Origin of the sequence: Paenimyroides aestuarii (genome assembly GCF_024628805.1) — a bacterium.
GTDB classification, from domain to species: Bacteria; Bacteroidota; Bacteroidia; order Flavobacteriales; family Flavobacteriaceae; genus Flavobacterium; species Flavobacterium aestuarii_A.
Genome location: NZ_CP102382.1, coordinates 1,282,976 through 1,306,010 on the forward strand (window position 1 = coordinate 1,282,976; position 23,035 = coordinate 1,306,010).

At 34.6% G+C, this 23,035-nt stretch carries 25 protein-coding genes; 14 read left to right on the forward strand and 11 right to left on the reverse strand.

Annotated features, from left to right (window positions below; all coding sequences use genetic code 11):
* Positions 1-112 precede the first annotated feature (112 nt).
* A complete protein-coding gene (locus NPX36_RS06040; protein WP_257500516.1) occupies positions 113-1,186 on the forward strand; it encodes a T9SS type A sorting domain-containing protein in 1,074 nt (357 codons plus the stop codon).
* 168 nt (positions 1,187-1,354) lie between these two features.
* On the opposite strand, the gene dusB is transcribed toward NPX36_RS06040, so the two are convergent.
* Entirely contained in the window at positions 1,355-2,353 is a 999-nt protein-coding gene (gene dusB, locus NPX36_RS06045; protein WP_257500517.1) for a tRNA dihydrouridine synthase DusB, read from the reverse strand.
* Positions 2,354-2,480: 127 nt separating this feature from the next.
* On the opposite strand from dusB, the gene NPX36_RS06050 reads away from it, so the two are divergent.
* The gene (locus NPX36_RS06050; protein WP_257500518.1) at positions 2,481-3,368 is read left to right on the forward strand and encodes a pirin family protein; all 888 of its coding nucleotides are present in this window, start codon (positions 2,481-2,483) and stop codon (positions 3,366-3,368) included.
* Positions 3,369-3,463: 95 nt separating this feature from the next.
* Positions 3,464-4,396: an alpha/beta hydrolase gene (locus tag NPX36_RS06055; protein WP_257500519.1), complete on the forward strand. Its 933-nt coding sequence runs from the start codon at positions 3,464-3,466 to the stop codon at positions 4,394-4,396.
* A gap of 130 nt (positions 4,397-4,526) precedes the next feature.
* Here the strand turns inward: NPX36_RS06055 and NPX36_RS06060 are convergent, their stop codons facing one another.
* The 7 genes from NPX36_RS06060 to NPX36_RS06090 all read right to left on the reverse strand — a co-directional run bounded on the left by NPX36_RS06060 (position 4,527) and on the right by NPX36_RS06090 (position 10,653).
* Positions 4,527-5,519, reverse strand: a complete 993-nt coding sequence (locus NPX36_RS06060) for an aspartate-semialdehyde dehydrogenase (RefSeq protein WP_257500520.1) — start codon at positions 5,517-5,519, stop codon at positions 4,527-4,529.
* A gap of 73 nt (positions 5,520-5,592) precedes the next feature.
* Positions 5,593-7,287 carry a single-stranded-DNA-specific exonuclease RecJ gene (recJ, locus tag NPX36_RS06065; protein WP_257500521.1) on the reverse strand — a complete coding sequence of 565 codons (1,695 nt, stop codon included), beginning with the start codon at positions 7,285-7,287 and terminating at the stop codon, positions 5,593-5,595.
* Positions 7,288-7,560: 273 nt separating this feature from the next.
* Positions 7,561-7,725, reverse strand: coding sequence for a hypothetical protein (locus tag NPX36_RS06070; RefSeq protein WP_257500522.1), 165 nt, complete (start codon positions 7,723-7,725; stop codon positions 7,561-7,563).
* A 174-nt stretch (positions 7,726-7,899) separates the two neighbouring features.
* A complete protein-coding gene (locus NPX36_RS06075) occupies positions 7,900-8,100 on the reverse strand; it encodes a hypothetical protein (protein ID WP_257500523.1) in 201 nt (66 codons plus the stop codon).
* Between the two features lie 156 nt (positions 8,101-8,256).
* Positions 8,257-8,955: a ribonuclease III gene (rnc, locus tag NPX36_RS06080; protein ID WP_257500524.1), complete on the reverse strand. Its 699-nt coding sequence runs from the start codon at positions 8,953-8,955 to the stop codon at positions 8,257-8,259.
* Between the two features lie 49 nt (positions 8,956-9,004).
* Positions 9,005-10,252, reverse strand: coding sequence for a beta-ketoacyl-ACP synthase II (gene fabF / locus NPX36_RS06085; RefSeq protein WP_257500525.1), 1,248 nt, complete (start codon positions 10,250-10,252; stop codon positions 9,005-9,007).
* A 164-nt stretch (positions 10,253-10,416) separates the two neighbouring features.
* Positions 10,417-10,653: an acyl carrier protein gene (locus NPX36_RS06090; RefSeq protein ID WP_007137004.1), complete on the reverse strand. Its 237-nt coding sequence runs from the start codon at positions 10,651-10,653 to the stop codon at positions 10,417-10,419.
* A gap of 190 nt (positions 10,654-10,843) precedes the next feature.
* Between NPX36_RS06090 and purN the strand changes: the two genes are divergently transcribed.
* On the forward strand, positions 10,844-11,407 hold the full coding sequence (purN, locus tag NPX36_RS06095) for a phosphoribosylglycinamide formyltransferase (RefSeq protein WP_257500526.1): 564 nt from the start codon (positions 10,844-10,846) through the stop codon (positions 11,405-11,407).
* On the opposite strand, the gene NPX36_RS06100 is transcribed toward purN, so the two are convergent.
* Complete coding sequence (locus NPX36_RS06100; RefSeq protein WP_257500527.1) at positions 11,404-11,913, reverse strand: hypothetical protein; 510 nt, start codon at positions 11,911-11,913, stop codon at positions 11,404-11,406. The genes purN and NPX36_RS06100 overlap by 4 nt on opposite strands.
* 72 nt (positions 11,914-11,985) lie before the next feature.
* On the opposite strand from NPX36_RS06100, the gene rnhA reads away from it, so the two are divergent.
* From rnhA to NPX36_RS06115, 3 genes are all read left to right on the forward strand, one after another.
* A complete protein-coding gene (gene rnhA / locus NPX36_RS06105) occupies positions 11,986-12,456 on the forward strand; it encodes a ribonuclease HI (protein WP_257500528.1) in 471 nt (156 codons plus the stop codon).
* An 80-nt stretch (positions 12,457-12,536) separates the two neighbouring features.
* Positions 12,537-13,466 carry a PfkB family carbohydrate kinase gene (locus tag NPX36_RS06110; RefSeq protein WP_257500529.1) on the forward strand — a complete coding sequence of 310 codons (930 nt, stop codon included), beginning with the start codon at positions 12,537-12,539 and terminating at the stop codon, positions 13,464-13,466.
* Positions 13,467-13,522: 56 nt separating this feature from the next.
* Positions 13,523-15,424, forward strand: coding sequence for an amidophosphoribosyltransferase (locus tag NPX36_RS06115; protein WP_257500530.1), 1,902 nt, complete (start codon positions 13,523-13,525; stop codon positions 15,422-15,424).
* Positions 15,425-15,529: 105 nt separating this feature from the next.
* Here the strand turns inward: NPX36_RS06115 and NPX36_RS06120 are convergent, their stop codons facing one another.
* Complete coding sequence (locus NPX36_RS06120) at positions 15,530-15,886, reverse strand: helix-turn-helix domain-containing protein (RefSeq protein WP_257500531.1); 357 nt, start codon at positions 15,884-15,886, stop codon at positions 15,530-15,532.
* Between the two features lie 103 nt (positions 15,887-15,989).
* Here NPX36_RS06120 and NPX36_RS06125 point away from each other — a divergent pair, with 103 nt between their 5' ends.
* The 5 genes from NPX36_RS06125 (at position 15,990) to NPX36_RS06145 (ending at position 18,171) form a co-directional block, all read left to right on the forward strand.
* Entirely contained in the window at positions 15,990-16,367 is a 378-nt protein-coding gene (locus NPX36_RS06125; RefSeq protein ID WP_257500532.1) for a hypothetical protein, read from the forward strand.
* A gap of 18 nt (positions 16,368-16,385) precedes the next feature.
* Positions 16,386-16,802 (forward strand): hypothetical protein, encoded by a 417-nt coding sequence (locus NPX36_RS06130; RefSeq protein ID WP_257500533.1) that lies wholly within the window; start codon positions 16,386-16,388, stop codon positions 16,800-16,802.
* Between the two features lie 14 nt (positions 16,803-16,816).
* Entirely contained in the window at positions 16,817-17,083 is a 267-nt protein-coding gene (locus NPX36_RS06135; protein ID WP_257500534.1) for a hypothetical protein, read from the forward strand.
* Between the two features lie 8 nt (positions 17,084-17,091).
* Positions 17,092-17,577 (forward strand): DUF3450 domain-containing protein, encoded by a 486-nt coding sequence (locus NPX36_RS06140; RefSeq protein WP_257500535.1) that lies wholly within the window; start codon positions 17,092-17,094, stop codon positions 17,575-17,577.
* A 210-nt stretch (positions 17,578-17,787) separates the two neighbouring features.
* Positions 17,788-18,171, forward strand: coding sequence for a hypothetical protein (locus tag NPX36_RS06145; RefSeq protein ID WP_257500536.1), 384 nt, complete (start codon positions 17,788-17,790; stop codon positions 18,169-18,171).
* A gap of 144 nt (positions 18,172-18,315) precedes the next feature.
* Here the strand turns inward: NPX36_RS06145 and NPX36_RS06150 are convergent, their stop codons facing one another.
* Positions 18,316-19,608: an aminopeptidase P family protein gene (locus NPX36_RS06150; RefSeq protein WP_257500537.1), complete on the reverse strand. Its 1,293-nt coding sequence runs from the start codon at positions 19,606-19,608 to the stop codon at positions 18,316-18,318.
* Between the two features lie 110 nt (positions 19,609-19,718).
* On the opposite strand from NPX36_RS06150, the gene NPX36_RS06155 reads away from it, so the two are divergent.
* Both NPX36_RS06155 and NPX36_RS06160 read left to right on the forward strand, forming a co-directional pair.
* Complete coding sequence (locus tag NPX36_RS06155) at positions 19,719-20,747, forward strand: hypothetical protein (protein WP_257500538.1); 1,029 nt, start codon at positions 19,719-19,721, stop codon at positions 20,745-20,747.
* Positions 20,710-22,983, forward strand: a complete 2,274-nt coding sequence (locus NPX36_RS06160; protein WP_257500539.1) for a hypothetical protein — start codon at positions 20,710-20,712, stop codon at positions 22,981-22,983. The genes NPX36_RS06155 and NPX36_RS06160 overlap by 38 nt, the downstream gene beginning before the upstream one ends.
* Positions 22,984-23,035: the final 52 nt, after the last annotated feature.

Below are 23,035 nucleotides of genomic sequence, written 5' to 3' on the forward strand. Positions count from 1 at the left end.
GATTAAAAATATTCAAAGCAACCACTTCGTATGGGTTGCTTTTTTTTGGTTATCATAAAAAATTGTAAAATGATTGCGTATATTTACATAAGTAACTGTTAAAACATTCTTTATGAAAAAGCTTCTGCTTATTATAACCACCTTATTAGGCGTTTATAATCTAACTGCCCAAGTATTGTATAATGAAACCTTTGACAGTTACAACTGGGGTAATGTAGGTACCGATATTACCGGTGCCATACCCGGTAAAGGCGGTTGGTACACCAAAAGTGTAATAGGTAGTTTTAGCCCTAACCCTGCTGCAGGGGCAAATACCGATTATCAAATAATAGCCGAACCCAATAAAGGAAATGTAGTAGAAATTCCGCCAATGAACTTGGTGGGAGACTGGCAACGTTTTTTGTATAGAACCGATTTAAAAACCTATTGGCAGCAGCGTACCCCCGGGAACAATGTGTTGAAACTGGCGTTTGATGTTTTTTGCACAAGTTTTGATGACTGGACAATCATCCGTATACATTTATTTAGTAAAGAAGGCAGGTTGGTAACCTATGCAATAAACCCTGAGGTGGGGTACATTTCTCGTAGTATTGGTAATAGGAATAATAATAGTATTGGTGCTGTAGGGTCGGTTTTTATGTTAAACAAAACCCCTATTCAATTACCTGTTAATACGTGGACTACTTTAGAAGTTTATATAGATTATAACAGCAATAAAATATATTTTAGCATACCTTCTATAAACTATACGGTGGTAGAAAACGCCGGTTATAATTTTGATTTAAGCGGTGTAGAGCATGATGACAGCCCTGTAGAGTTAATGTTTCTTAAATCTAAATATCCAGATGTTGTCCCAGTAAATGCTACAACCACAAGGTTTGATAATATAAATATATCGGCACAAAATACCGTGCCTGTTGTAACAGTTGGCTTAAACGAGCAGTTGGCAGAAAAATTTAATTTATACCCTAACCCAGCAAGCAGCGTGGTAAACATCACCAACGCCGAAAATATGCAAATACAGCAAATCACGGTGTATGATGTGGCAGGCAAGCAATTAAGCACCCAAAACTACAACAACGAAACCGAAATACAATTAAACGTAGAACACTTAGCAAGCGGCACGTATATGTTGCATTTGCAAACCCATCAAGGCACAGCGGTTAAGAAGATGGTGAAGAAATAGTTTTGTTCTTCTGTATAATGTATTTTGTATTGTTGTAAAATGTGAAATAAATTGGTGTGAACCACAGTAATTTGTGTTAATCAACTGCTGTGAAGCAGTTAAACGGTAGAGTTTTAAACAACTTTGCCAAAGTTTCAAACTTTGGCAAAGTTTAAATATCGAGACATTTTATAATAGTTCCACTATATAATCTTTATAAAAATCTTCAATTTCGTCGAAAATTTTAAGTAACTGGCTCGGATCATCTTCTGTAACCAACCGTTGACGATGTGCTTTAAATCCGTGAATGCCTTTGAAATAATTGGTGTAATGGCGGCGCATCTCTACAATTCCCAAGCGTTCCCCTTTCCATTCCATCGACCAAATCAAGTGGTTTTTTGCAGCTTCCAAGCGATCTTTCATTGTTGGCGGAGCCAAAATTTCACCCGTGTTTAAGTAATGTTTTATTTCATTAAAAATCCAAGGATAACCAATTGCAGCGCGCCCAATCATCATTCCGTCTAGTCCAAAACGCTCTTTATATTCTTTTGCTTTTTGGGGCGAATCAATATCTCCATTACCAAAAATCGGAATTTTAATACGTGGGTTGTTCTTAATTCGTTCAATATGTGTCCAATCGCTGTGTCCTTTATACATTTGTGCACGAGTTCGGGCGTGAATGGTTAAAGCTTGCACACCCACATCTTGCAAACGTTCGGCCACTTCATCAATATTTATCGATGTTTCATCCCAGCCTAATCGTGTTTTAACTGTAACAGGCAAGTTGGTGCCGCTGATAACCGCTTTGGTCAACCGAATCATTAAATCAACATCTTTCAAAACACCGGCACCTGCACCTTTGCAAACTACTTTTTTTACCGGGCATCCAAAGTTAATATCTACCAAATCGGGCTGTACGGTTTCTACAATCTTTGCTGAAAGTTGCATCGCTTCTTCATCACCCCCAAAAATTTGAATACCAACTGGGCGTTCGTAATCAAAAATATCTAATTTCATTTTACTTTTCATGGCATCACGAATCAACCCTTCTGAAGAAATAAATTCTGAATACATCATGTCAGCACCATGCATTTTGCATAAACGGCGAAAAGGCGGATCGCTCACATCTTCCATAGGCGCTAATAAAAGCGGATGTTCGGGCAATTCTATTTTTCCTATTTTAATCATTCCATGAAATTTTATGCAAAATTAATGCTTTTTGTAGATTTATTAAAACCTTGTACCTAATCTTAATACAGATTAACAAATGATACCGCTGAATTTTGGTATCTTTATGAAAAGAATTTTAAAGAACATGTCAAACATAGATTTTATTTTTGAAGAAAAAGCAGCCGATATCGGTAATTTTTTAGTTGGAAGATTATTGCCATTTAGACAAAAACGGCACATTGGGCCATTTGTTTTTATCGATCACATGGGACCTGCCCAAATGAAAGCCGATGAAAATTTAGATGTGGGACCTCATCCGCACATAGGTTTATCCACGTTGACTTTTTTATTTGAAGGTGCTGTGAAGCATAAAGACAGTTTGGGTAACGATATTGTGATTGAGCCTGGTGCTGTGAATTGGATGACTGCCGGTAGAGGTGTGGTGCATTCCGAAAGAACGCCCGATTTTATGAGAACAATTGATAAAACAATGCACGGTTTGCAGATTTGGATTGCCCTACCAAAGCATTTAGAAGATATGGACCCCAATTTTGTGCATATTGAAGCTAAGGATTTACCCGTTTGGCAAGAAAATGATTTAGATTTTAAGTTGATAGCAGGTGAGTTTGAAGACAAAAAGTCGGGGGTTCCCGTGTATAGTAAACTGTATATGATAGAGATTAAAGCCAACAAAAACCAAACAGTTCATTTAAAAGACCGATTGTATGGGGAAAGCGGCTTGTATATTTTAGAAGGAAACATAACCCATCATGATACCAATTTTGGTTCTAAACAAATACTTATTACGAAAGATGCCCATTTATGTGAATTTGAAATTACAGCCGGTTCAACAGTTTATTTGTTTGGTGGGGAACCTCTTCCAGAAGAACGATTTATTTATTGGAATTTTGTTTCTTCTTCTCGAGAAAAAATAGAAACAGCTAAAGAAATGTGGCAAAAGCAGAAATTTCCTAAAATACCCGGCGAAACCGACTTTGTTCCTTTGCCTGTTGATTCCTTTAAGAAGGGTTAATGAGGTGTGATTTTTAAATAAATCAACAACTTTCATTTGATCGATTTTTTTCCTACATTTCACCATTGAATATATTTTTTTGAAAAATAAGAATAATGAAAATAGGAAAGAAACTAAGATGGGGTGCTATTATTGTTTTTGTTGTGATGAACTTAATAGCAATTGTTCATTCTTATAAATTTACGCACTTTTCAGATGCCCACTTCGAAAAAACGCAAAGGCCAGATCAATTAAGTTTCAATCAAAAATTAAAGATACTATTTTTTGGTGTAAATAATCCAAGACCAACAAACGATACAAAACCTCTAAAATTTAAAACGGTTCAATTACAAAGCAATAAAAAAGTGGAAGGTTGGTACTGCCCCGTAGAAGCAGCACTAGGAACGGTAATTCTATTTCATGGATACGGCGGTGAAAAGTCATCGATGCTTGATAAAGCTGCAATTTTTGATAGTTTAGGTTACAATACATTTCTTATTGATTTTATGGGAAGTGGTGGTTCTGAGGGAAACACAACAACAATTGGTTTTAAAGAAGCCGAACAAGTTAAAACCGCATACAATTATCTTGTATCAAAAGGAGAAAAGGAAATTTATCTTTTTGGCACTTCAATGGGGGCAGTAGCTATTATGAAAGCCATTAAAGATTATGATATGCAACCAAGAGCAATAATCCTTGAATGTCCTTTTGGAACAATGTATGATACTGTGGCTGCACGTTTTTCTAATATGAATGTTCCAACATTTCCAATGGCAGGGTTATTAGTTTTTTGGGGTGGCGTACAAAATAATTTTTGGGCTTTTAGCCACAACCCAGCTACATATGCGAAACATATTAGCTGCCCAACGTTGCTTTTGTTTGGTGAAAAGGATAAAAATGTCAGTAAAAAAGAAATCGATGAAATATATAATAATTTAGCAGGGTCTAAAAAATTAAAGACCTACTCATCTGCTGGTCACGAAAACTATTTGAAAAAATACCGAAACCAGTGGACAGAAGACGTAGTGAATTTTTTAAAGAGCAACTAAAAAAAGTGTGAAGTGACAAACATATTTCATTAATCTTAAAAAAATAGTTAATTCTATAAAATATTTAGGCTTGTATAAGGAAAAAAAACTCTTGACGAATCAAGAGTTTTTTATATGGGATTAACATATTTTAACCTATTAATTGGTTTTCTAACAAATATTCGGCAATTTGTATGGTATTGGTTGCTGCTCCTTTTCGTAAATTATCTGCAACAATCCACATATTTAGAGTGTTTTCTTGGCTTTCATCTCGTCGGATTCTTCCTACAAAAACCTCGTTTTTATTTTGCGCGTACAACGGCATTGGGTAAGTAAAAGTATCTAAATTATCTTGTACCATAATTCCCGGTGTATTTTGCAGTAAAGCACGTACTTTATTTACATCAAAATCGTTTTCAAACTCAATATTCACTGCTTCACTGTGCCCGCCAACAACCGGAATACGAACTGCCGTAGCCGTAACCTTAATGCTGTCGTCACCCATGATTTTTTTGGTTTCGTTGGTCAGTTTCATTTCTTCTTTGGTGTAACCGTTATCTAAGAAACTATCGCAATGAGGAATCGCATTTCTATGAATTTGGTATTTGTAAGCCATTTCGCCTTTTTCGCCTTTGTATTCATTCTCTAGCTGCTGAACCGCCTTTACGCCCGTTCCGGTAATCGACTGATAGGTTGATACAACCACACGCTTAATTTTGTATTCTTTATGCAACGGAGCCAACGCCATTACCAATTGAATAGTGGAACAGTTTGGATTGGCAATGATTTTATCGGTTGCGGTTAATTCGTTTGCATTAATTTCTGGAACAATTAATTTTTTGGAGGGATCCATTCTCCAAGCCGATGAATTATCGACTACAGTTGTGCCCGCTTCGGCAAACTTTGGTGCCCATTCCAGCGATGTTTCTCCACCTGCTGAAAACAATGCCACATCGGGTTTCATTTCAACGGCTGTTTGCAAATTTACCACCTTATACTTCTTATCTTTAAAAGCTATTTCCTTACCAACCGATTTTTCAGATGCCACCGGAATTAATTCTGTTACAGGAAAATTACGTTCAGCCAAAACATTCAGCATGACCTCGCCAACCATTCCGGTTGCGCCAACTACAGCTACTCTCATAGATAAATTTGTTTTAAGATTAAAAATTTGCAGTTGCAAAAATAGGTAATAATTTGAATAGTTTTCTACGAATTTATTGGGTTCTGATATCTTTTACTTGCAATTGAACAAAAATTTTATCTTTCCAATGGTTTTCCGACAATGAATACACCAAATTCATCAATTTTAAATTGCGAATGGCATCAATCATATCTCCTTTTTTAAAGGCAATTGCAGGAAAAGCTTGGGTGTGATTTTGCTTTACAAACATTCGTAAATGCTCGTTATTTTTACCGATACATTGCGCATTTCCTGTATCAAAAACATTCGATGTAAAAAAGACAGGCGTCATGTTTCCAGGGCCATGCGGCTCAAACTGTTTCAAAATACGAAGTGTTTTTTCGTCAAATTCGTTAAAATCAACTATGGCATCAATCTCAATTTCTTCTGATTTTTGTTCGATTGTGATGCTTGATTTCACAACTTCTTCAAACTTCACCTTGAAATTTTCGTATTCAGAAACTTTAATCGTTAAACCCGCTGCATACATGTGCCCACCAAATTGAACAATGTGTTCTGAACATTTCTCTAATGCTTCATACACATCAAAACCTTTAACAGATCTTGCCGAAGCAGCCAGATAATCGCCACTTTTCGTAAAAACCAACGTAGGACGATAATAGGTTTCAATCAAACGGGAAGCCACAATACCAATCACACCTTTGTGCCAGCTTTCATGATAAACAACTGATGTGTAAGTGTTTTCTTCCTTGTTTTCAAGAATCTGTTGCAAGGCTTCTTCGGTGATTTGTTGATCTAAAACGCGCCGGTTGTTATTAAATTCGTCAATTTCTTTGGCACACTCAATGGCTTCCTCTAAATTAAATTCTGTGAGTAATCGAACCGCATAATTACCATGTTTTATACGTCCGGCAGCATTAATTCTCGGAGCAATTTTAAAAACCACATCGGTTATGGTGAACTCCTTAATGGCAAATTGTTTTTTCATTGCCAAAATACCTTGTCGCGGATTGCTGTTGATCACCTGCAAACCAAAATAAGCCAAAATTCGATTTTCATCTACAATAGGCACAATATCGGCTGCAATGGCTGTTGCCACCAAATCTAGATACGGAATTAAATCTTCAATGGTTTCGCCTCGGTTTGCTGCCAAAGCCTGTATCAACTTAAAACCCACACCACAACCGCACAATTCCTTAAACGGATAATTGCAATCTTTTTGTTTGGGATCTAAAACCGCAACCGCATTTGGAACCTCATCGCCGGGCAAATGGTGGTCACAGATTACAAAATCAATTCCTTTTTGGTTGGCATATTCTATTTTATCGATTGATTTTATACCACAATCCAACGCAATTATCAACGAAATTCCGTTGTCTTCGGCATAGTCGATTCCTTGGTTTGAAATTCCGTAACCTTCGGCATAGCGGTCGGGAATATAGGTGTCCACATCAGGATAAAAACTTTTCAGATACGAAGACATCAATGCAACCGCCGTAGTTCCATCCACATCATAATCACCAAAAACCAAAATACGTTCGTTGGTTTTAATAGCTTTTTCAATTCGCTCCACGGCTTTATCCATATCTTTCATTAAATACGGATTGTACAAATCTGCCAAGTTTGGTCGGAAAAATTTTTTGGCCTTTTCAAAAGAGTCCACACCTCGCTGCGCCAACAATGTAGCTATAAGCGGACTTACATTTAATGTGGATTTTAAATGCTGAATTATTTGAGAATCGGGATTTTGCTTTAACGACCAACGCATCGCTTGTGTAATTAAAATGTTATCAGATTATATGAATAAGGTCTATAAAGATAGTGTTTTGTACAAACAGTTTAATTAATTCGCTAAAATAAAAAGCTTAAATACTTTTAATAGATAGAGTAGATGTTTCCCAACAACTATAATTTCATATTGCTAAAGATGTTTGTGTTTAGGCGTTCCCGGCTTTTTAGTGAGCCGGTCGGGCTTTTCGCTATATCTTTTATCGGGGCTTCGAGTGCCTCAGCCACCGATAAAAGGATGCCGCTGCAATCCCTAACGCAAGCGAAGTTGAAAATTACCCTTGTTAAGGTTGTTTAGTCCAACGAATTCCAATGCTCCATAAAAGTACGGTTTAACCGAAAAAGCAATGTGTCCTACGCTGTGTCCAATTTCATAACTATTAGATTCAGCTTTAAACATAGTAAATAATACCTTCATAAATTGAGGCAGAAGTGCAATGAAGGTAAAAGTAAAAACAATTGCAATTACTATAAAAAGATATCCGAATATTTTTTTTAAATGCATATAATATAACAAAAAAACATACGAGGTTTTTAAAACCTCTCAGGTTATAATTATAAATCTGTCTTATAGCTAAAGCCTAAAACTTAATTATGGTAATGGTTGACCAACCGAAATATCGCAACGTTGAACTGGTGGTTGGTTTGCTGGTTTTGGTTTTCCTTTCATTCCCGGAGCTGTTTGTTGGGGTGGTATTTGTTGTTGCGGTGCTGCTTTTTGTGGTGCTTGGTCGTCTTTGTTACAAGAAATAAACAATGCGATAGTAACTAAAAAAAGCAGAGTGTTTTTCATAAGATTTTGTTTTTATGTATCGCTAAATTATTGTTTTTTAGCGGAAAACAAAATGAATTGCTGAAAAACATCAAAAAAATGCTTTTTATGCATAATAAAGTGCGAGATGGAGTAGTGGCTTTTGTTTGCGAAAATAGTGCTTAACGCTTCTAGCAATTACTGCATTTCTTTTTGCAATGCAAAAAACGCCCGTTGGGCAGCCTTTTCTTCTGCTTTTTTCTTGCTGGTTGCACGTGCACGTGCAATTTCTACATCGTTGAAGTATAATTTTATGCAGAAATGTTTTACTGGGTCTTTGCCATTGTCTTCGCAGTTTTCAAACCTAAACGTACATTTATTTTTTTGGCAATATTCAATGAATAAGCTTTTGTAGCTGGTGATTTTGTTTTCCAGATAGCCTAAATCTTTAAAATCTATTAAAATGTTTTTATAGATGAATTTTTCACAAACGGCAAATCCGGCATCAATATAAATAGCGCCAATTAAAGCTTCTAGAAGATTTCCGTTGATGTTATCTCCAAAATTGGCTACATTAGCTTTAGATCGCACTAAATGAATCAATTGCAGCTTTTTGCCAACGCTGTTTAAATACGCTCTATTCACAATTTTGGAGCGCATTTGTGTTAAGTAGCCCTCATCGCCTTTTGGGGCATTTTTGTATAAGAAAGCAGCAATGACGGAGCCTAAAATAGCATCGCCTAAAAATTCTAAACGTTCGTAATTAAGCGCATCGCCTGTAAGGGTGGTTTTGTTTAAAGACCTGTGGGTAAACGCAGTTTCAAACAATATGATTTTTTTGGGTTTGTACCCGATTATTTTGGTGATGGCAGAACAAAAAATCCCACTATTGTTCATAGGGGATTTTTTTGATATTATTTTTTTAAGCCAATTCACGGTTTGTTTTTTATATTTTTTTGAATAAAACACAAGCATTGTGCCCACCAAAACCAAAAGTATTGCTCATGGCTACTTTAATATCGCGTTTTTGTGCTTTGTTTAAAGTAAGGTTTAATGATGGATCGATATTTTCATCTACCGTTGTGTGGTTAATCGTTGGAGGGATAATTCCGTTTTGCATCGCCAAGATAGAAGCAATTGCTTCAATAGCACCAGCAGCACCCAATAAGTGACCAGTCATTGATTTAGTAGAGTTGATGTTGATGTTTTTAGCATGATCGCCAAAAACTGCTTTAATTGCTTTTAATTCGGCAACATCTCCAAGCGGTGTTGAAGTTCCGTGTGTGTTGATATGGTCCACGTCTTCTGGTTTTAAACCGGCATCGCGCAAACAGTTTTCCATTACGGCAATAACACCAATTCCTTCAGGATGTGGCGCAGTTAAGTGATACGCATCAGAAGATAAACCACCACCGCCAACTTCGCAGTAGATTTTAGCACCACGAGCAACAGCATGTTCGTACTCTTCTAATACCAAAGCACCTGCACCTTCGCCTAAAACAAATCCATCGCGAGTAGCATCAAATGGTCTTGAAGCGGTTTCCGGACTTTCGTTTCTGGTTGATAATGCTTGCATAGAGTTAAATCCGCCCATACCTGCAATGGTTACAGCTGCTTCTGAACCACCTGAAACAATCACATCACACATTCCTAAACGGATGTAGTTGAAAGCATCTACCAATGCATTTGCCGAAGAAGCACATGCAGAAACGGTAGTGTAATTTGGTCCCATAAAACCATTTCGCATAGAAATGTGTCCCGGAGCAATATCAGCAATCATTTTTGGAATAAAGAATGGATTAAAACGCGGTGTTCCATCACCAGCGGCATAATTCATCACTTCGTCTTGAAAAGTTTGCAAACCTCCAATTCCTGCTCCCCAAATAACGCCCACTCTGTATTTGTTTACATTTTCCAATGTAATTCCAGCATCTTTAATGGCTTCGTCACTGGCAACAATTGCGTATTGAGCAAATTTATCCAATCTACGCACCTCTTTTTTGTCGATAAAATCTTCAACATTGAAGTTTTTTACCTCACAAGCAAATTTGGTTTTATGCTTTTCAGTATCGTAATAAGTAATAGGGGCAGCGCCACTTTTTCCGTTCACAAGGCCGTCCCAATATTCTTGAAGATTGTTTCCAATAGGAGTTAATGCTCCAAGACCCGTTACAACAACACGCTTTAATTGCATATACTTTGTATTTTTAATTAAAAAAATAAAACCCAAGTTTCAGGATAATGGAAACATTGGGTTGCTATAATTTTATAGATTTTTAATCTAAAATTTAATCTTAACCAAAAAAAGGTAAATAATAACACCTGCGCAATAATAGTACCACGCAGGCTTATTAGTTATTATTTTTTAGCCTCTTCGATGTAAGAGATAGCTTGACCAACAGTAGCAATGTTTTCAGCCTGATCGTCTGGGATTTGAATATCAAATTCTTTTTCAAACTCCATGATTAGCTCAACAGTGTCTAATGAATCAGCTCCTAAATCATTTGTGAAGCTTGCTTCTGTTACAACTTCGTTTTCGTCAACTCCTAATTTGTCAACGATAATTGCCTTTACTCTTGATGCAATGTCTGACATAATCTTTTCTATTTTTTAAGTTTAATTGTTGTGGCAAAAATATAAAACTTTCGTTTATAACCACACATTTAATTGTTTTTGTAACTGCGAAGTTAAAAAAATAATTTTTATTTGGATATTTTTTTCGACTTTTGTGGTGGTTAATTTAATTATTTTATTTTTAAAACACAATAAAAATTTTTGTAATTGTATGAAAAACATTGTTTTAATGGCTTCTGGGTCGGGTAGTAACGCTGAAAATATTATTTGTTTTTTTAGAGATAAAAATATTTTGTGCAATTTTCATATCATTACCAATAAAAAGGATGCTTTTGTTTTGGAACGTGCCAAAAAATTAAATGTTCCTGCCGAAGTAATTACAAAAAAACAAAATGAGGAGGGTGTTTTGCTTGATAGAATCAATGAATTAAAGCCCGATTTAATTGTTTTAGCTGGATATCTATTATTGTTTCCTGCCGAAATTGTGGCTTTGTATCCTAATAAAATAATAAATATTCATCCGGCATTGTTGCCCAAATTTGGCGGCAAAGGCATGTATGGGTCGTTTGTACACGAAGCGGTTGTTGCCCATAAAGAAAGTGAAACAGGCATCACTATTCACTATGTGAGCGAACATTACGACGAAGGTGCTGTGATTTTTCAGGCAAAAACGCCGGTTGTGGTAACCGATACCCCTTTAGATATTGCCAATAAAGTACATAAACTAGAGTATGAACATTTTCCAAAAGTGATTGAAAAGCTGCTGAATGATTAAAACGAGGAACCCACACCAATAAGTAGTTCCCCTATAAAACCTTCGGCTTCTTCGCGGTTCAGCAAGCGGCGAATACACTTTTCGGTAGCCCAAAGTTTCACCACATCGGTTAAAATATGGTGTGGATCATCAAAAATAAGGTGATCGGTTTTTGTGCGAATCTTTGCCGATTTTTTACTTTCAACTTCGGTTATTTCTAATCGGTTAAATAATGGTTTTGATAATTTGTAGTGTTTTTCCAAATACAAATCGTTTCTTTTGTAACTGCCAATTTCAAACGATAAAGAATCATCAACCGCAAAAATAAGATCCTCTTCAAAAACATAATAATCGTTAATAATTCGTTTGTTTTTTAGATCGATATCGGTGTGATTGTAATCATTGCTGTCCCAAAGTCGGGCAATGGTATCATTTGGTATATCAAAATAAATGGTGTCGTTTTGCAAATATTGGGCGTTGCCTAAAGAAAAACTTAGAAGTGTAATGAGTGTTAGAAGTGTTTTCATAAAGAAATTTTTATCAAAACTAACAAAAAAAATGCCAAAATAGAATTGTATTTTTGCAACAAACTAAATTACATGCAGCCCGAAATTCTTTTATATACCGATGGTTCATCACGAGGCAATCCGGGACCGGGTGGATATGGTGTGATCCTTCATTTAAACAACACCAAACATTACAAAGAACTATCAAAAGGATATCGCACAACCACGAACAACCGCATGGAATTGTTGGCGGTAATCGTGGGATTAGAAGCATTAACAAAAGACAATTTAACGGTTTTGGTGGTTTCTGATTCTAAATATGTGGTAGATTCTGTTGCAAAAGGTTGGGTTTTTGGTTGGGAAAAAAAGGGCTTTGCAGGGAAGAAAAATCCCGATTTATGGCAACGATTTTTAAAAGTGTACCGCAAACATAAAGTGAGCTTTCAATGGATCAAAGGGCACAACAACCACCCAATGAACGAACGCTGCGATTTTTTGGCGGTTCAGGCATCAAAAGAAACTAAATTGTTGATTGATGAATGGTATGAAGAAAACAATGATTAATCTATGTTAATGAATAACAAACAGGTTTGCGTATTCGTAGGTTTCGTATTATCTTTGCATCATCATTTACAAACAACTATATGAACAAATTATTGATTGTAGGAACGGTTGCTTTTGATGCGATTGAAACACCTTTTGGCAAAACCGACAAAATTCTTGGAGGTGCTGCAACTTACATCGGACTTTCAGCCGCACATTTTAATGTAAAATCAGCCATCGTTTCTGTAGTTGGGAACGATTTTCCGCAAGAATATTTAGATTTATTATCAAGCAAAAATATTGATATTTCTGGAATTGAAGTAGTAAAAGATGGCAAAACATTCTTTTGGAGTGGTTTGTATCACAACGACTTAAATTCGCGCGATACGTTGGATACACAATTAAATGTTTTGGCAGATTTTAATCCGGTGGTTCCGCAAGATTTTAAAAATTCTGATGTAATCATGCTGGGAAATTTGCATCCAAACATTCAAATCAGTGTTTTAGATCAGTTAACCGCAAAACCCAAATTAGTTGTTTTAGACACTATGAATTTTTGGATGGATTGTGCTTTGGAAGAACTAAAACAAGTTTTAAAACGTGTAGATGTGCTTACCATTAACGATGAAGAAGCACGCCAGCTTTCAGGAGCATATTCATTGGTGAAAGCAGCAGAAATTATTCACGAAATGGGACCAAAATACGTGGTGATTAAAAAAGGTGAACACGGCGCTTTACTTTTCAACAATGACCAAGTGTTTTTTGCACCGGCACTGCCTTTGAAAGAAGTGTTTGATCCAACCGGAGCAGGCGATACGTTTGCTGGTGGTTTTTCAGGCTATTTAGCACAGCAAGGAATTGTTTCGTTCCACAACATGAAAAACGCGATTATTCACGGTTCCAATTTGGCATCGTTCTGTGTTGAAAAATTCGGAACCGAGCGCATGGAGCAATTAGAAAAAGAAGAAGTAAACGCACGTTTGCAACAATTTAAAATGTTAACACAGTTCGATATAGAACTAACACAATAACAACAGAAAGCCCAAATTGTGGGCTTTTTTTGGTTTAACAACAACACACAACATATATGAGCGACGCTATAAAACACGAATGTGGTATTGCATTTTTACGATTAAAAAAACCGCTTTCTTTTTACAAAGAAAAATACGGTTCTAGCTTTTATGCCATTCAGAAAATGTATTTGCTAATGGAAAAACAGCACAACCGCGGACAAGATGGTGCGGGTTTGGCAAGCATTAAGCTAGATATGGAACCAGGCGAACGCTACATTAGCCGAGTGCGTTCTAACAAAACGTCGCCTATTCAAGATATTTTTGCACAAATAAACGGGCGTATCAATGAAGAATTGGAATTAATGCCCGAGTTGGCAAACGATGTAGATGCACTAAAAAAACACATACCTTATTTAGGGGAAGTGTTTTTAGGGCACGTACGCTACGGAACTTTCGGAAAAAACAACATAGAAAGCGTGCACCCATTTTTGCGTCAGAACAATTGGATGCATCGCAACCTTATTGTGGCCGGAAACTTTAACTTAACCAACGTAAAGGTTTTGTTTGATGATTTGGTGCGTTTGGGGCAACATCCAAAGGAAATGGCAGATACGGTGACGGTGATGGAAAAAATTGGTCATTTTTTAGACGATGAAGTAGAAGAGTTGTATTTCGATGTTCGCGATAAAGAAGGCTTGTCTAAAAAAGATGCATCACCAGTAATCGGTGAGCGTTTAGACGTTGCACGTATTTTGCGCAGAGCATCTAAAAACTGGGACGGCGGTTTTGCAATGGCAGGAATGTTGGGGCATGGCGATGCATTTGTGTTGCGTGATCCGGCAGGAATTCGTCCCGCTTTTTATTACGAAGACGATGAAATTGTTGCCGTAGCATCAGAGCGTCCGGTGATTCAAACAGCATTTAATGTTCCTTTTACCGATATTAAAGAATTAGATCCCGGAAAAGCAATTATTATCAAGAAAAATGGTGCGGTTTCTTTTGAACAAATTTTAGATCCTTTGGAACGAAAAGCTTGTTCGTTTGAACGTATTTATTTTTCTCGCGGAAATGATGCATCGATCTACCAAGAACGAAAAATGTTGGGGAGAACCATGATGCCTATGATTTTAAAGGAATTGAACAACGATGTAGAAAATGCCGTGTTCTCTTATATTCCTAATACCGCCGAAGTATCCTATTTTGGAATGGTGGAAGGGGCACAAGAATTTTTAAATAAGCAAAAAACCGAACAAATTTTAGCTTTAAAAGATGAATTGTCTCCTGAAAAAATAAACGAAATTTTATCAAAAACCATCCGTTCAGAAAAAATCACCATAAAAGATGCCAAATTGCGCACGTTTATTACAGACGACAGCAACCGCGATGATATGGTGGAACATGTGTATGATGTAACTTATGGCGTTGTGAAACCAACCGATACGTTGATTGTGATTGATGACAGTATTGTGCGCGGAACTACCTTGAAAAAATCGATTGTAAAAATGTTGGATCGATTAAATCCTAAAAAGATCATCGTAGTTTCATCGGCTCCACAAATTCGTTATCCCGATTGTTACGGAATCGACATGGCAAAAATGGAAACTTTGATTGCTTTTAACGCCACTTTAGAATTGTTGAAAGATCGTAACATGTATCATGTAATTGATGAAGTGTATCAGAAATGTAAAAAGCAAGAAAATTTGCCCGATGAAGAAGTGGTGAATTTTGTAAAAGAAATTTATGCGCCGTTTACCGACGAAGAAATTTCTGATAAAATCTCTGAAATGTTGCACCCAGAAACGGTAAAAGCCGATTTAAAAGTAATGTTTCAAACGGTAGAGAATTTACATATTTCTTGTCCGGATAATTTGGGTGATTGGTATTTTACCGGAAATTATCCAACAGCAGGCGGAAACCGCGTTGTGAACCGAGCGTTTATGAACTTTGTGGAAGGGAAAGACGCCAGAGCGTATTAAGATTATAAAAAAATCCTTGTCAAACCGCACTAGATGTGGTTTCGCATAGTAATTATAAAAAAGCATCAAGTGAAAATCTTGATGCTTTTTTGTTTACCTCAAAAATTAATTTTCTTTATTACTTATCAAACTTCTTAAAAAAACAACTTCATCTTCTAAATGTTTAATGCGGTCTTCATAAGATTGTTTTAACTCATTAGGGAAATGATTGTTGATCGTATTTATTTTACCAGACTGTGTAGAATTGTGAAAAACCAGATTATCATCAAAAGAAACCAAATCAATAGGGTCTATCTCTAAAATAGTTGATATTCTTTCAATGCGTTGCCAATCCAGTTTAATTTCTTCTTTTTCTAATTTAGAATAAGCACGTTGCGAAATATCCAATTGAGATGCCATATAATCTTGAGTAAAACCTTTTAACTCGCGTATTTTTCTGATTTTATTTCCTACAGCTTTCATAAAAATTCTTATTTAGAACCAAATATACATAATTAAGAACTAAACACAAGAAACCTAGATGTTTTTTTTGAGTTAATTTGTGATTATGATAAATTCACTATATATGAAAACAAAACTACTCATTATACTTATACTGCTATTTGCTTTTAAAGCAGGAGCACAGGAGCCTATTTTTGTAAAAAACATTTATGCAACAGAAATTGCTCTCAAAGAAAATGGAGATTTTATAAAAACAGGCGAGAAAATTTATTACCCTACAAAAATAATTATTGACACAAAAAATAGGTTAGTTAATTTTGAGTATTCTACAAATTTATCCTCAATCTATAAATTACTTAAAATTACAATTCCAAAAGACAAAAAACACCTTGATGTATATGCTGAAGCAGATGTAAACAAAACTGTTTTATTCAAAATTTATGATGATAAAGTATTTTTTATTGACACCAACAATTTTATTATTCTTTTTACTAAAAAATAATTTTAACACACACCTCTTATGAAACACTTCCTAATCATTTTTGCCGTATTGAGCATAAACTATACTTATTCTCAAAGATTTATAAATAATCAACCTTTTGTAAATACAGGTTTTAAAGCTACTTCATTAGATGAAATGAGTAGATTACCATTGATGAAAATGAAAATTGCTGAAGAAAACTATGAAAAAATACGAACTTTAAGAAAAGAATTATACCGAATAAAAGAAGGTATTAAAATTAATCAGGAAAAATACCACCCTTCTATTAATGGTATAAACGATATATTATATAAGTTAATTACAGAAGATTATGATTTAGCAGATCCAGAAATTAACACAATAATAAGACAAACATCAGCTTATATTGACGAAACCATTAACAAATACAATGAAGATATTCGCATTTATAACGAAAGAAAAAAGTATAATTACTAAAAGTTAAGGTAAGTATGATAACAATTGAAGTTAATGATGATTCTGTTGATTTTCTTAAAGACGGAAGAAGTACTCCAATTTATCAAATTCCTAAAAATGATTTAGGCACAACATTAAATGACGGTGTTTTTTCTTTATGGATAAACCAACTTTTATCAAAAAATTGGGCGGATAAAGAAACATTGTATGAATTTGTAAAGATTGTCCAAAAAGAAGTTCCTGAAAATAGGATTGATTGGGAAGAAGTGTTTCAGATAATTGAAAGTAAATTTAAAAAATAATAATATTAATGAATACTAAAATTTATTTAATTCCTTTTGTTTTTCTACTAATTAGCTGTGTTCCAAAAGATAAATATAAACAGTTAGAAGAAGAAAATAATTCTCTTCAATTTGAAATAGATAATCAAAATATGACCCTGGCAGTACAAAGTCAAGATATTGAAAATTATAAAAAACAAATAGAACGTTTAGAGGAGCAAAAATCGGAAATTGAAAAAGAGTTAATTAAATACAAACCTAAAGGAAAAACATTATCTAGTAAAACATTTTCTGAACAAGAAGCTATAAATACTGTTAATGATTATTACAATTTTTATGAACGAGATTATGTAATCAGAAACGTTAAAGTTCGTAGACAAACAAATGCTTCATTTTGGGTGTCTTATGAAAAGGTAAATAGAAAATTTGCTGAAAATGATTTTCATTATAATGCAGAAACAAAGGTTTTAGAGTTTTATGATGATAATAAATATCAATTAAAAAATAATTGGTAAAGTTAACTTTGTAGAAGGTAACGACGCCAGAGCGTATTAAGATTATAAAACGTAAATACATTAAAAGCATCAGATTTCTGATGCTTTTTTGGTTTATAAAACACTGTTTACCAATAAATTAAAAAATATTTACCAATAAATTTAAACTTTGGCACAGCAATTGGGATATGCAAGGCAAACAACAAGTTTAATCATAAAAAAATAGAAATCATGAAAGCAATATTTACAATAGCATTGGCAACACTAAGTTTAAGCACTTTTGCACAGCAACGCCAAATGGAACGAACCGATGATCACAGATATCAAGAAAACCGTTACAGCCAACAATATAACAACAGATACGGAAACTATAGTTTTTCTCGTTTAGATTTATCAAATCGCCAAGAACGCATGTTGGTAGATTTATTAAAAGACAAACAAAACGAAGAACGATACATTATCAGAAAATATAGAAATCCACAGCAAAAATTGCGTATGCTAGACCGCGAATACGATCGTAAAATTCAAAATCTGTTAAGCAGATCTCAGTACGATAAATGGAGTAGAATTTATGCATACCAATACGAAGCTTATGGAAACAAACGCTGGTCATAACATAACTATTTATTTTTTAAGTTGAAATCCCGATGCTGGTTACTAAGTCATCGGGATTTTTTTGTTTTGATATGTTGAAAATAAAAAACTCCGACAGAGTTCTGAACTCTGTCGGAGTTTGGTTTATAAATTGCAGTTTAAAAACTATCTATTCATTAAATCTTCAATTTCGGCAGCTTCCAACGGAATATTTTTCATTAAATTCAATGGTAATCCTTGGTTCTGAATCACATAATCATCTTCTAAACGAATGCCAAAACCTTCCGCAGGAATGTAAAAACCAGGTTCGTTTGTAAACACCATACCTTCCACAAATTTATCAGTCAAAATACCGTAATCGTGCGTGTCAAGTCCCATGTGGTGAGACGTTCCATGCATCATATACTTTTTATAAGCCGGCCAGTCTGGGTTTTCGTTTTGCACATCGGCTTTGTCCAACAAGCCTAAACCTAATAATTCTGAGGTATAAATCTTGCCCATTTCTTTGTGGTAATCGTACCAATTGTTTCCAGCAACTAATAAATTTTCAGCCGCTTTTTTACAACGCAAAACCGCATCATAGACTTCGCGTTGACGAGGTGTGTATCTACCATTTACAGGAATAGTTCTAGACAAGTCTGAAGAATAATTCGCATACTCAGCTGCGGTATCAAACAAAATTAAATCGCCGTCTTTGCATTGTTGGTTGTTTTCGATATAGTGCAATACATTGGCGTTGTTGCCTGATGCAATAATAGGCGTGTAAGCAAATCCTTTAGAGCGATTACGTAAAAATTCGTGTGCCAATTCAGCTTCAATCTCGTATTCCCAAACGCCAGGTTTTACAAAACCTAAAATTCTGCGAAAACCTTTCTCGGTAATATCGCAAGCTTGCTGAATCAAGGCAATTTCTTGTGGCTCTTTAACCGAACGCAAACGCTGTAAAATAGGGTTCGCTCGCATATATTGGTGTGCTGGATAATCGTTTTTTAATTTCTTTATGAATCGATCCTCGCGCGTTTCCGTTTCAACCGATGCACGGTAATGTTCATTGTTGTTAATGTACACATTTTCGGCTTCCACCATCATTTTTCTAAAAATAGTAGGGAAATCAGACAACCAATAAACCGTTTTGATGCCCGACACTTCAAAAGCACGCTCTTTAGTTAGTTTTTCACCTTCCCAAATAGCGATATGTTCATTGGTTTCACGCAAAAACAACACTTCGCGGTGTTTTTCTTCAAATGCATCAGGAAAAAGCACCAATATAGATTCTTCTTGATCTACGCCCGATAAATAAAAAATATCGCGATGTTGTGCAAAAGGTAAAGTAGAATCGGCAGAAACCGGATAAATGTCGTTCGAATTAAATACGGCAATGCTTTGAGGAGCCATTTGAGCCACAAACTTTTTACGGTTTTTTATAAAAAGGTTGCGGTCTATTTGATGATATTTCATTATGATTGATTTTTTTAAATAATTGTATCTCAAAGATACAAAGTTTTACGAGCAACTTAAAATCGCTTGACAAATTTTATTATTTTTGAATGATACAACGAGGCGTCTTTATGAAAAAAATTATATTTTTTTGGGTTTTGGTTTTATTTATATCGTGCAATGAGAAACGACAAATGGAACGAGCTTTTTATTATTGGAGAAATGATGCAGGTTACGACATTGATTTTGAAAAAGTAAAAAAACTAGACGCTAAAAAAATCTACTTTAAGTTTTTTGAGGTTGATTATAGTGAAACCGTGGGTAACTTCCCATATAGCAAGAACCGCCCAAGTTTAGGTAGTAGAGTTACTGAAGATTCTTTAACCGTTGTACCTACTATTTTTATAAAAAATGAAATTTATCAGTACAATACCGAAAAAGATTTAGATAAATTGGCAGATAATATTGTTTTTCTGGTAGATAAATATTTAAAAGAATCGTTCAACGAAAAGCCTGATATTACTTTTAATGAAATTCAAATCGATTGTGATTGGACAAAATCTACCAAAGACAAATATTTTTATCTGCTAAAACAAATCAAAACCAAATCTAAAAAAACAGTAAGTTGTACTTTAAGGTTGTATCCTTATGCTTATCCCGATATTATGGGCGTGCCACCAGTAGATAAAGTAACTTTGATGTGTTATAACCTTATAAAACCACTAGAAGAGAAAAGTAAAAACGCTATTTTAGATACCAATGAACTAGAAAAGTATTTAAAGAACAAAAAAGAATATCCTTTACATACCGATATTGCTTTGCCTATTTTTGGATGGACACAACTTTATAAAAACAATAGGTTTGCAGGTTTAATTGATATAAACGAAGAAACCGTTGCCAAATTCGCAAAGAAAACCGAACCAATGTGGTATGAAATTACTAAAGACACTGTTGTAAATTATGATACTTATTTTAGAAAAGGTGATCAGGTGAAGTGTGAAACCGTTACCTTGGAACAGTTAAACAAAGCAGCAGATTTATTAAAAAAGTATTTGAAGATAAAAAATAATACCACCATTACGTTGTTCGATTTGAATGGCGAAACTTTTATAAACAGAAAAGATGAAGAATTGGAAGCTCTTTACAATCGTTTTCTTTAGTTGCGTTTTAAAAACGTGGGCTTGTGGATTTTCTCCTTACGGCGAGGATATTCGTTTTTCTCTTTTCTTGCCAACTTACGTCAATGTTCCGGGTTACGAATCGTTCTGCTATCATTCTAATTTAACATCATTTGAAGATTCAAAGAATGTTTATACTGAAAATGTACTAGATTGGTATGGTTTTACAGGTGAAAAAGTAGCTATTCCACATATAGCATCTTTTTTACAAGAAAGTGATTATCATGATATAAACGAAAAATCAACCAACCAGTTTATTCAATTTTTATACAAGAATAAGCAGTTCAATGTTTTAAACTATTTAAGAAACGCAAAAATGGCAGAGCCGTTTAATAGTGTTTTGTTCGATAGTGATCCTTGGGAATTGCAACATCAAGAAATAAAATCAAAACGAAGTTTACTTATAAATAAACTTGAAAAAGAATTACAAAAAGAGAAAGACGCTGCTTTGCAGAAAAAATATGCTTTTTTGATAGTTAGATTGGCGTATTACGATGGTGATTTGCACAAAATTGAAAACCTTTTTGATACCTATTTTAAAACCGCAAAAAAAGACTATTTGTATTATTGGAGTTTGTATTTCTACTGTTTTACAAGCAAATGTACTTTTGTAGATATAGCAAATGTTTTCGAAAATTCTGCAGGGAAAAGATATGCTTCATATTATTATTTTAAAGAGCAGTTTAATTTTAACGAAGCTTTAAATCAAGCAAAAAGCAATACAGAGAAAGCAGCTATTTACGCGTATGCATCCATTCAAAAGGTGGATAGAAATCTAGAAAATTTAAAAGCTGTTTACAAACTAAACCCTACATCTAAATCTTTAGAAGCCTTATTATTAAGAGAAATAAACAAGCTGGAAGATTGGATCTATACGCCTTATTACACCAATTATTTGCCATCAACACAATATAATCTTTGGGGAGAGAATGTACAAAAAGAAACTATGAACACATTGCTTGCAAGGTCTGAAAAAGATAGATTGTACGCAAAAGAAGTTTTAAGTTTTGTTAAAAACGCAAATGCCAACAAAGTACACGATCCATTGCTTTGGAAAGCTGCCGAAATTCAGCTACTTTTTATGACAAAAGCTTACAATGAATGTTTAAATAAAATAGCTGTTTTTCAAAAAAAGCACCCTAACGAAAAAGTTGTTGAAGAATTAATGCAAATTAAAGCACTTTGTTTGATTGCTGCTCAAAAAAAAGGAAAAGCAGTTGTTACAAAAGAAATAGAAAACATTGTTTTAAATCAGCTTTTTAACGTAAAATTTCTTTTTGCTTTGGGAAGAGAATTAGAATATAAAGATAATTTTACCGACGGTTTAGCTTTGATTTCATATGCCGATAAAATTGCAGATGAAAACAATATGTATTATGATAAACCTTTTTGGCGTGGAAACCGCTTAAAAACATCCGGGAATTTAGATTATTTTTACAGCTACTTTGATTATTTAGACTTTGTTTTTGATACCAACCAAATGCAACAAGTTCTTAACAACGTTAATACCAAACCCACTACACCGTACAATGATAAAATATACAGCGTTCTAAAAACCGATTATATGAAGTTAAATGACTTGCTGGGAACAAAATTTCTGCGCGAAAATAATTTACAGCAAGCTTACAATATTTTTAAAGGCATGGGCGATACATATTGGGAAGAAAATTACAACGCTTGGGAACGTAGCAGCTTTGATGAAGGATATTATATGTTTGATCAAAATCCGTTTTATGATTTTAAATATACCCCAAATTTTATCCTACATAAAGAAAAATTCATTGTTTCTAAATTATCGGTTGTAGATCATTTAATAAAATTTGAAAAATTGGCAAATGATAATCAAAATCCCGATCGCGATTATTATTATTTTATAATTGCCACTTGCTATTACAATATGGCAGATGAGGGGAATTCTTGGATGATGCGACGTTTTTCTTCTACGCGCTCTTTTGGTTGGGGCGAAGACTATGAAAAAGAATCTTACATAGATGAGGTGGAATACCGCAACAGACTGCTGGCACAAAAATATTATAAAAAGGCATATCAAAATGCCCGAAACGATAAGTTTAAAGCATTGTGTTTAAGAATGGAAGAGCTTGCTTTTGATGGGTATCCATCTAAATTCCAAAAATTAAAAAAAGAATTTCCGGAATATTATAACGATTTGTCTTCTTGTTACAGTTTAAACGATTATTTTGTGGTACAGAAAAAGTAAGGTTTATCTGCAAACAAATTGATTAAGGTTTTAATATGATTACTTTTGTAAA

Excerpts from the sequence above, each read along its gene's own strand:
- NPX36_RS06135 (WP_257500534.1), top strand. The coding sequence starts at position 16,817 with ATGATAACAATTGAAGTTAATGATGATTCTGTTGATTTTCTTAAAGAC.
- NPX36_RS06050 (WP_257500518.1), top strand. The coding sequence starts at position 2,481 with ATGTCAAACATAGATTTTATTTTTGAAGAAAAAGCAGCCGATATCGGT.
- NPX36_RS06150 (WP_257500537.1), bottom strand. The coding sequence starts at position 19,608 with ATGAAATATCATCAAATAGACCGCAACCTTTTTATAAAAAACCGTAAA.
- NPX36_RS06060 (WP_257500520.1), bottom strand. The coding sequence starts at position 5,519 with ATGAGAGTAGCTGTAGTTGGCGCAACCGGAATGGTTGGCGAGGTCATG.
- NPX36_RS06055 (WP_257500519.1), top strand. The coding sequence starts at position 3,464 with ATGAAAATAGGAAAGAAACTAAGATGGGGTGCTATTATTGTTTTTGTT.
- recJ (WP_257500521.1), bottom strand. The coding sequence starts at position 7,287 with ATGCGTTGGTCGTTAAAGCAAAATCCCGATTCTCAAATAATTCAGCAT.
- NPX36_RS06110 (WP_257500529.1), top strand. The coding sequence starts at position 12,537 with ATGAACAAATTATTGATTGTAGGAACGGTTGCTTTTGATGCGATTGAA.
- NPX36_RS06075 (WP_257500523.1), bottom strand. The coding sequence starts at position 8,100 with ATGAAAAACACTCTGCTTTTTTTAGTTACTATCGCATTGTTTATTTCT.
- fabF (WP_257500525.1), bottom strand. The coding sequence starts at position 10,252 with ATGCAATTAAAGCGTGTTGTTGTAACGGGTCTTGGAGCATTAACTCCT.
- NPX36_RS06140 (WP_257500535.1), top strand. The coding sequence starts at position 17,092 with ATGAATACTAAAATTTATTTAATTCCTTTTGTTTTTCTACTAATTAGC.
- NPX36_RS06130 (WP_257500533.1), top strand. The coding sequence starts at position 16,386 with ATGAAACACTTCCTAATCATTTTTGCCGTATTGAGCATAAACTATACT.
- NPX36_RS06125 (WP_257500532.1), top strand. The coding sequence starts at position 15,990 with ATGAAAACAAAACTACTCATTATACTTATACTGCTATTTGCTTTTAAA.
- NPX36_RS06100 (WP_257500527.1), bottom strand. The coding sequence starts at position 11,913 with ATGAAAACACTTCTAACACTCATTACACTTCTAAGTTTTTCTTTAGGC.
- dusB (WP_257500517.1), bottom strand. The coding sequence starts at position 2,353 with ATGATTAAAATAGGAAAAATAGAATTGCCCGAACATCCGCTTTTATTA.
- NPX36_RS06120 (WP_257500531.1), bottom strand. The coding sequence starts at position 15,886 with ATGAAAGCTGTAGGAAATAAAATCAGAAAAATACGCGAGTTAAAAGGT.
- rnc (WP_257500524.1), bottom strand. The coding sequence starts at position 8,955 with ATGAACAATAGTGGGATTTTTTGTTCTGCCATCACCAAAATAATCGGG.
- purN (WP_257500526.1), top strand. The coding sequence starts at position 10,844 with ATGAAAAACATTGTTTTAATGGCTTCTGGGTCGGGTAGTAACGCTGAA.
- NPX36_RS06040 (WP_257500516.1), top strand. The coding sequence starts at position 113 with ATGAAAAAGCTTCTGCTTATTATAACCACCTTATTAGGCGTTTATAAT.
- NPX36_RS06090 (WP_007137004.1), bottom strand. The coding sequence starts at position 10,653 with ATGTCAGACATTGCATCAAGAGTAAAGGCAATTATCGTTGACAAATTA.
- NPX36_RS06145 (WP_257500536.1), top strand. The coding sequence starts at position 17,788 with ATGAAAGCAATATTTACAATAGCATTGGCAACACTAAGTTTAAGCACT.
- NPX36_RS06155 (WP_257500538.1), top strand. The coding sequence starts at position 19,719 with ATGAAAAAAATTATATTTTTTTGGGTTTTGGTTTTATTTATATCGTGC.
- NPX36_RS06070 (WP_257500522.1), bottom strand. The coding sequence starts at position 7,725 with ATGAAGGTATTATTTACTATGTTTAAAGCTGAATCTAATAGTTATGAA.
- NPX36_RS06160 (WP_257500539.1), top strand. The coding sequence starts at position 20,710 with ATGAAGAATTGGAAGCTCTTTACAATCGTTTTCTTTAGTTGCGTTTTA.
- rnhA (WP_257500528.1), top strand. The coding sequence starts at position 11,986 with ATGCAGCCCGAAATTCTTTTATATACCGATGGTTCATCACGAGGCAAT.
- NPX36_RS06115 (WP_257500530.1), top strand. The coding sequence starts at position 13,523 with ATGAGCGACGCTATAAAACACGAATGTGGTATTGCATTTTTACGATTA.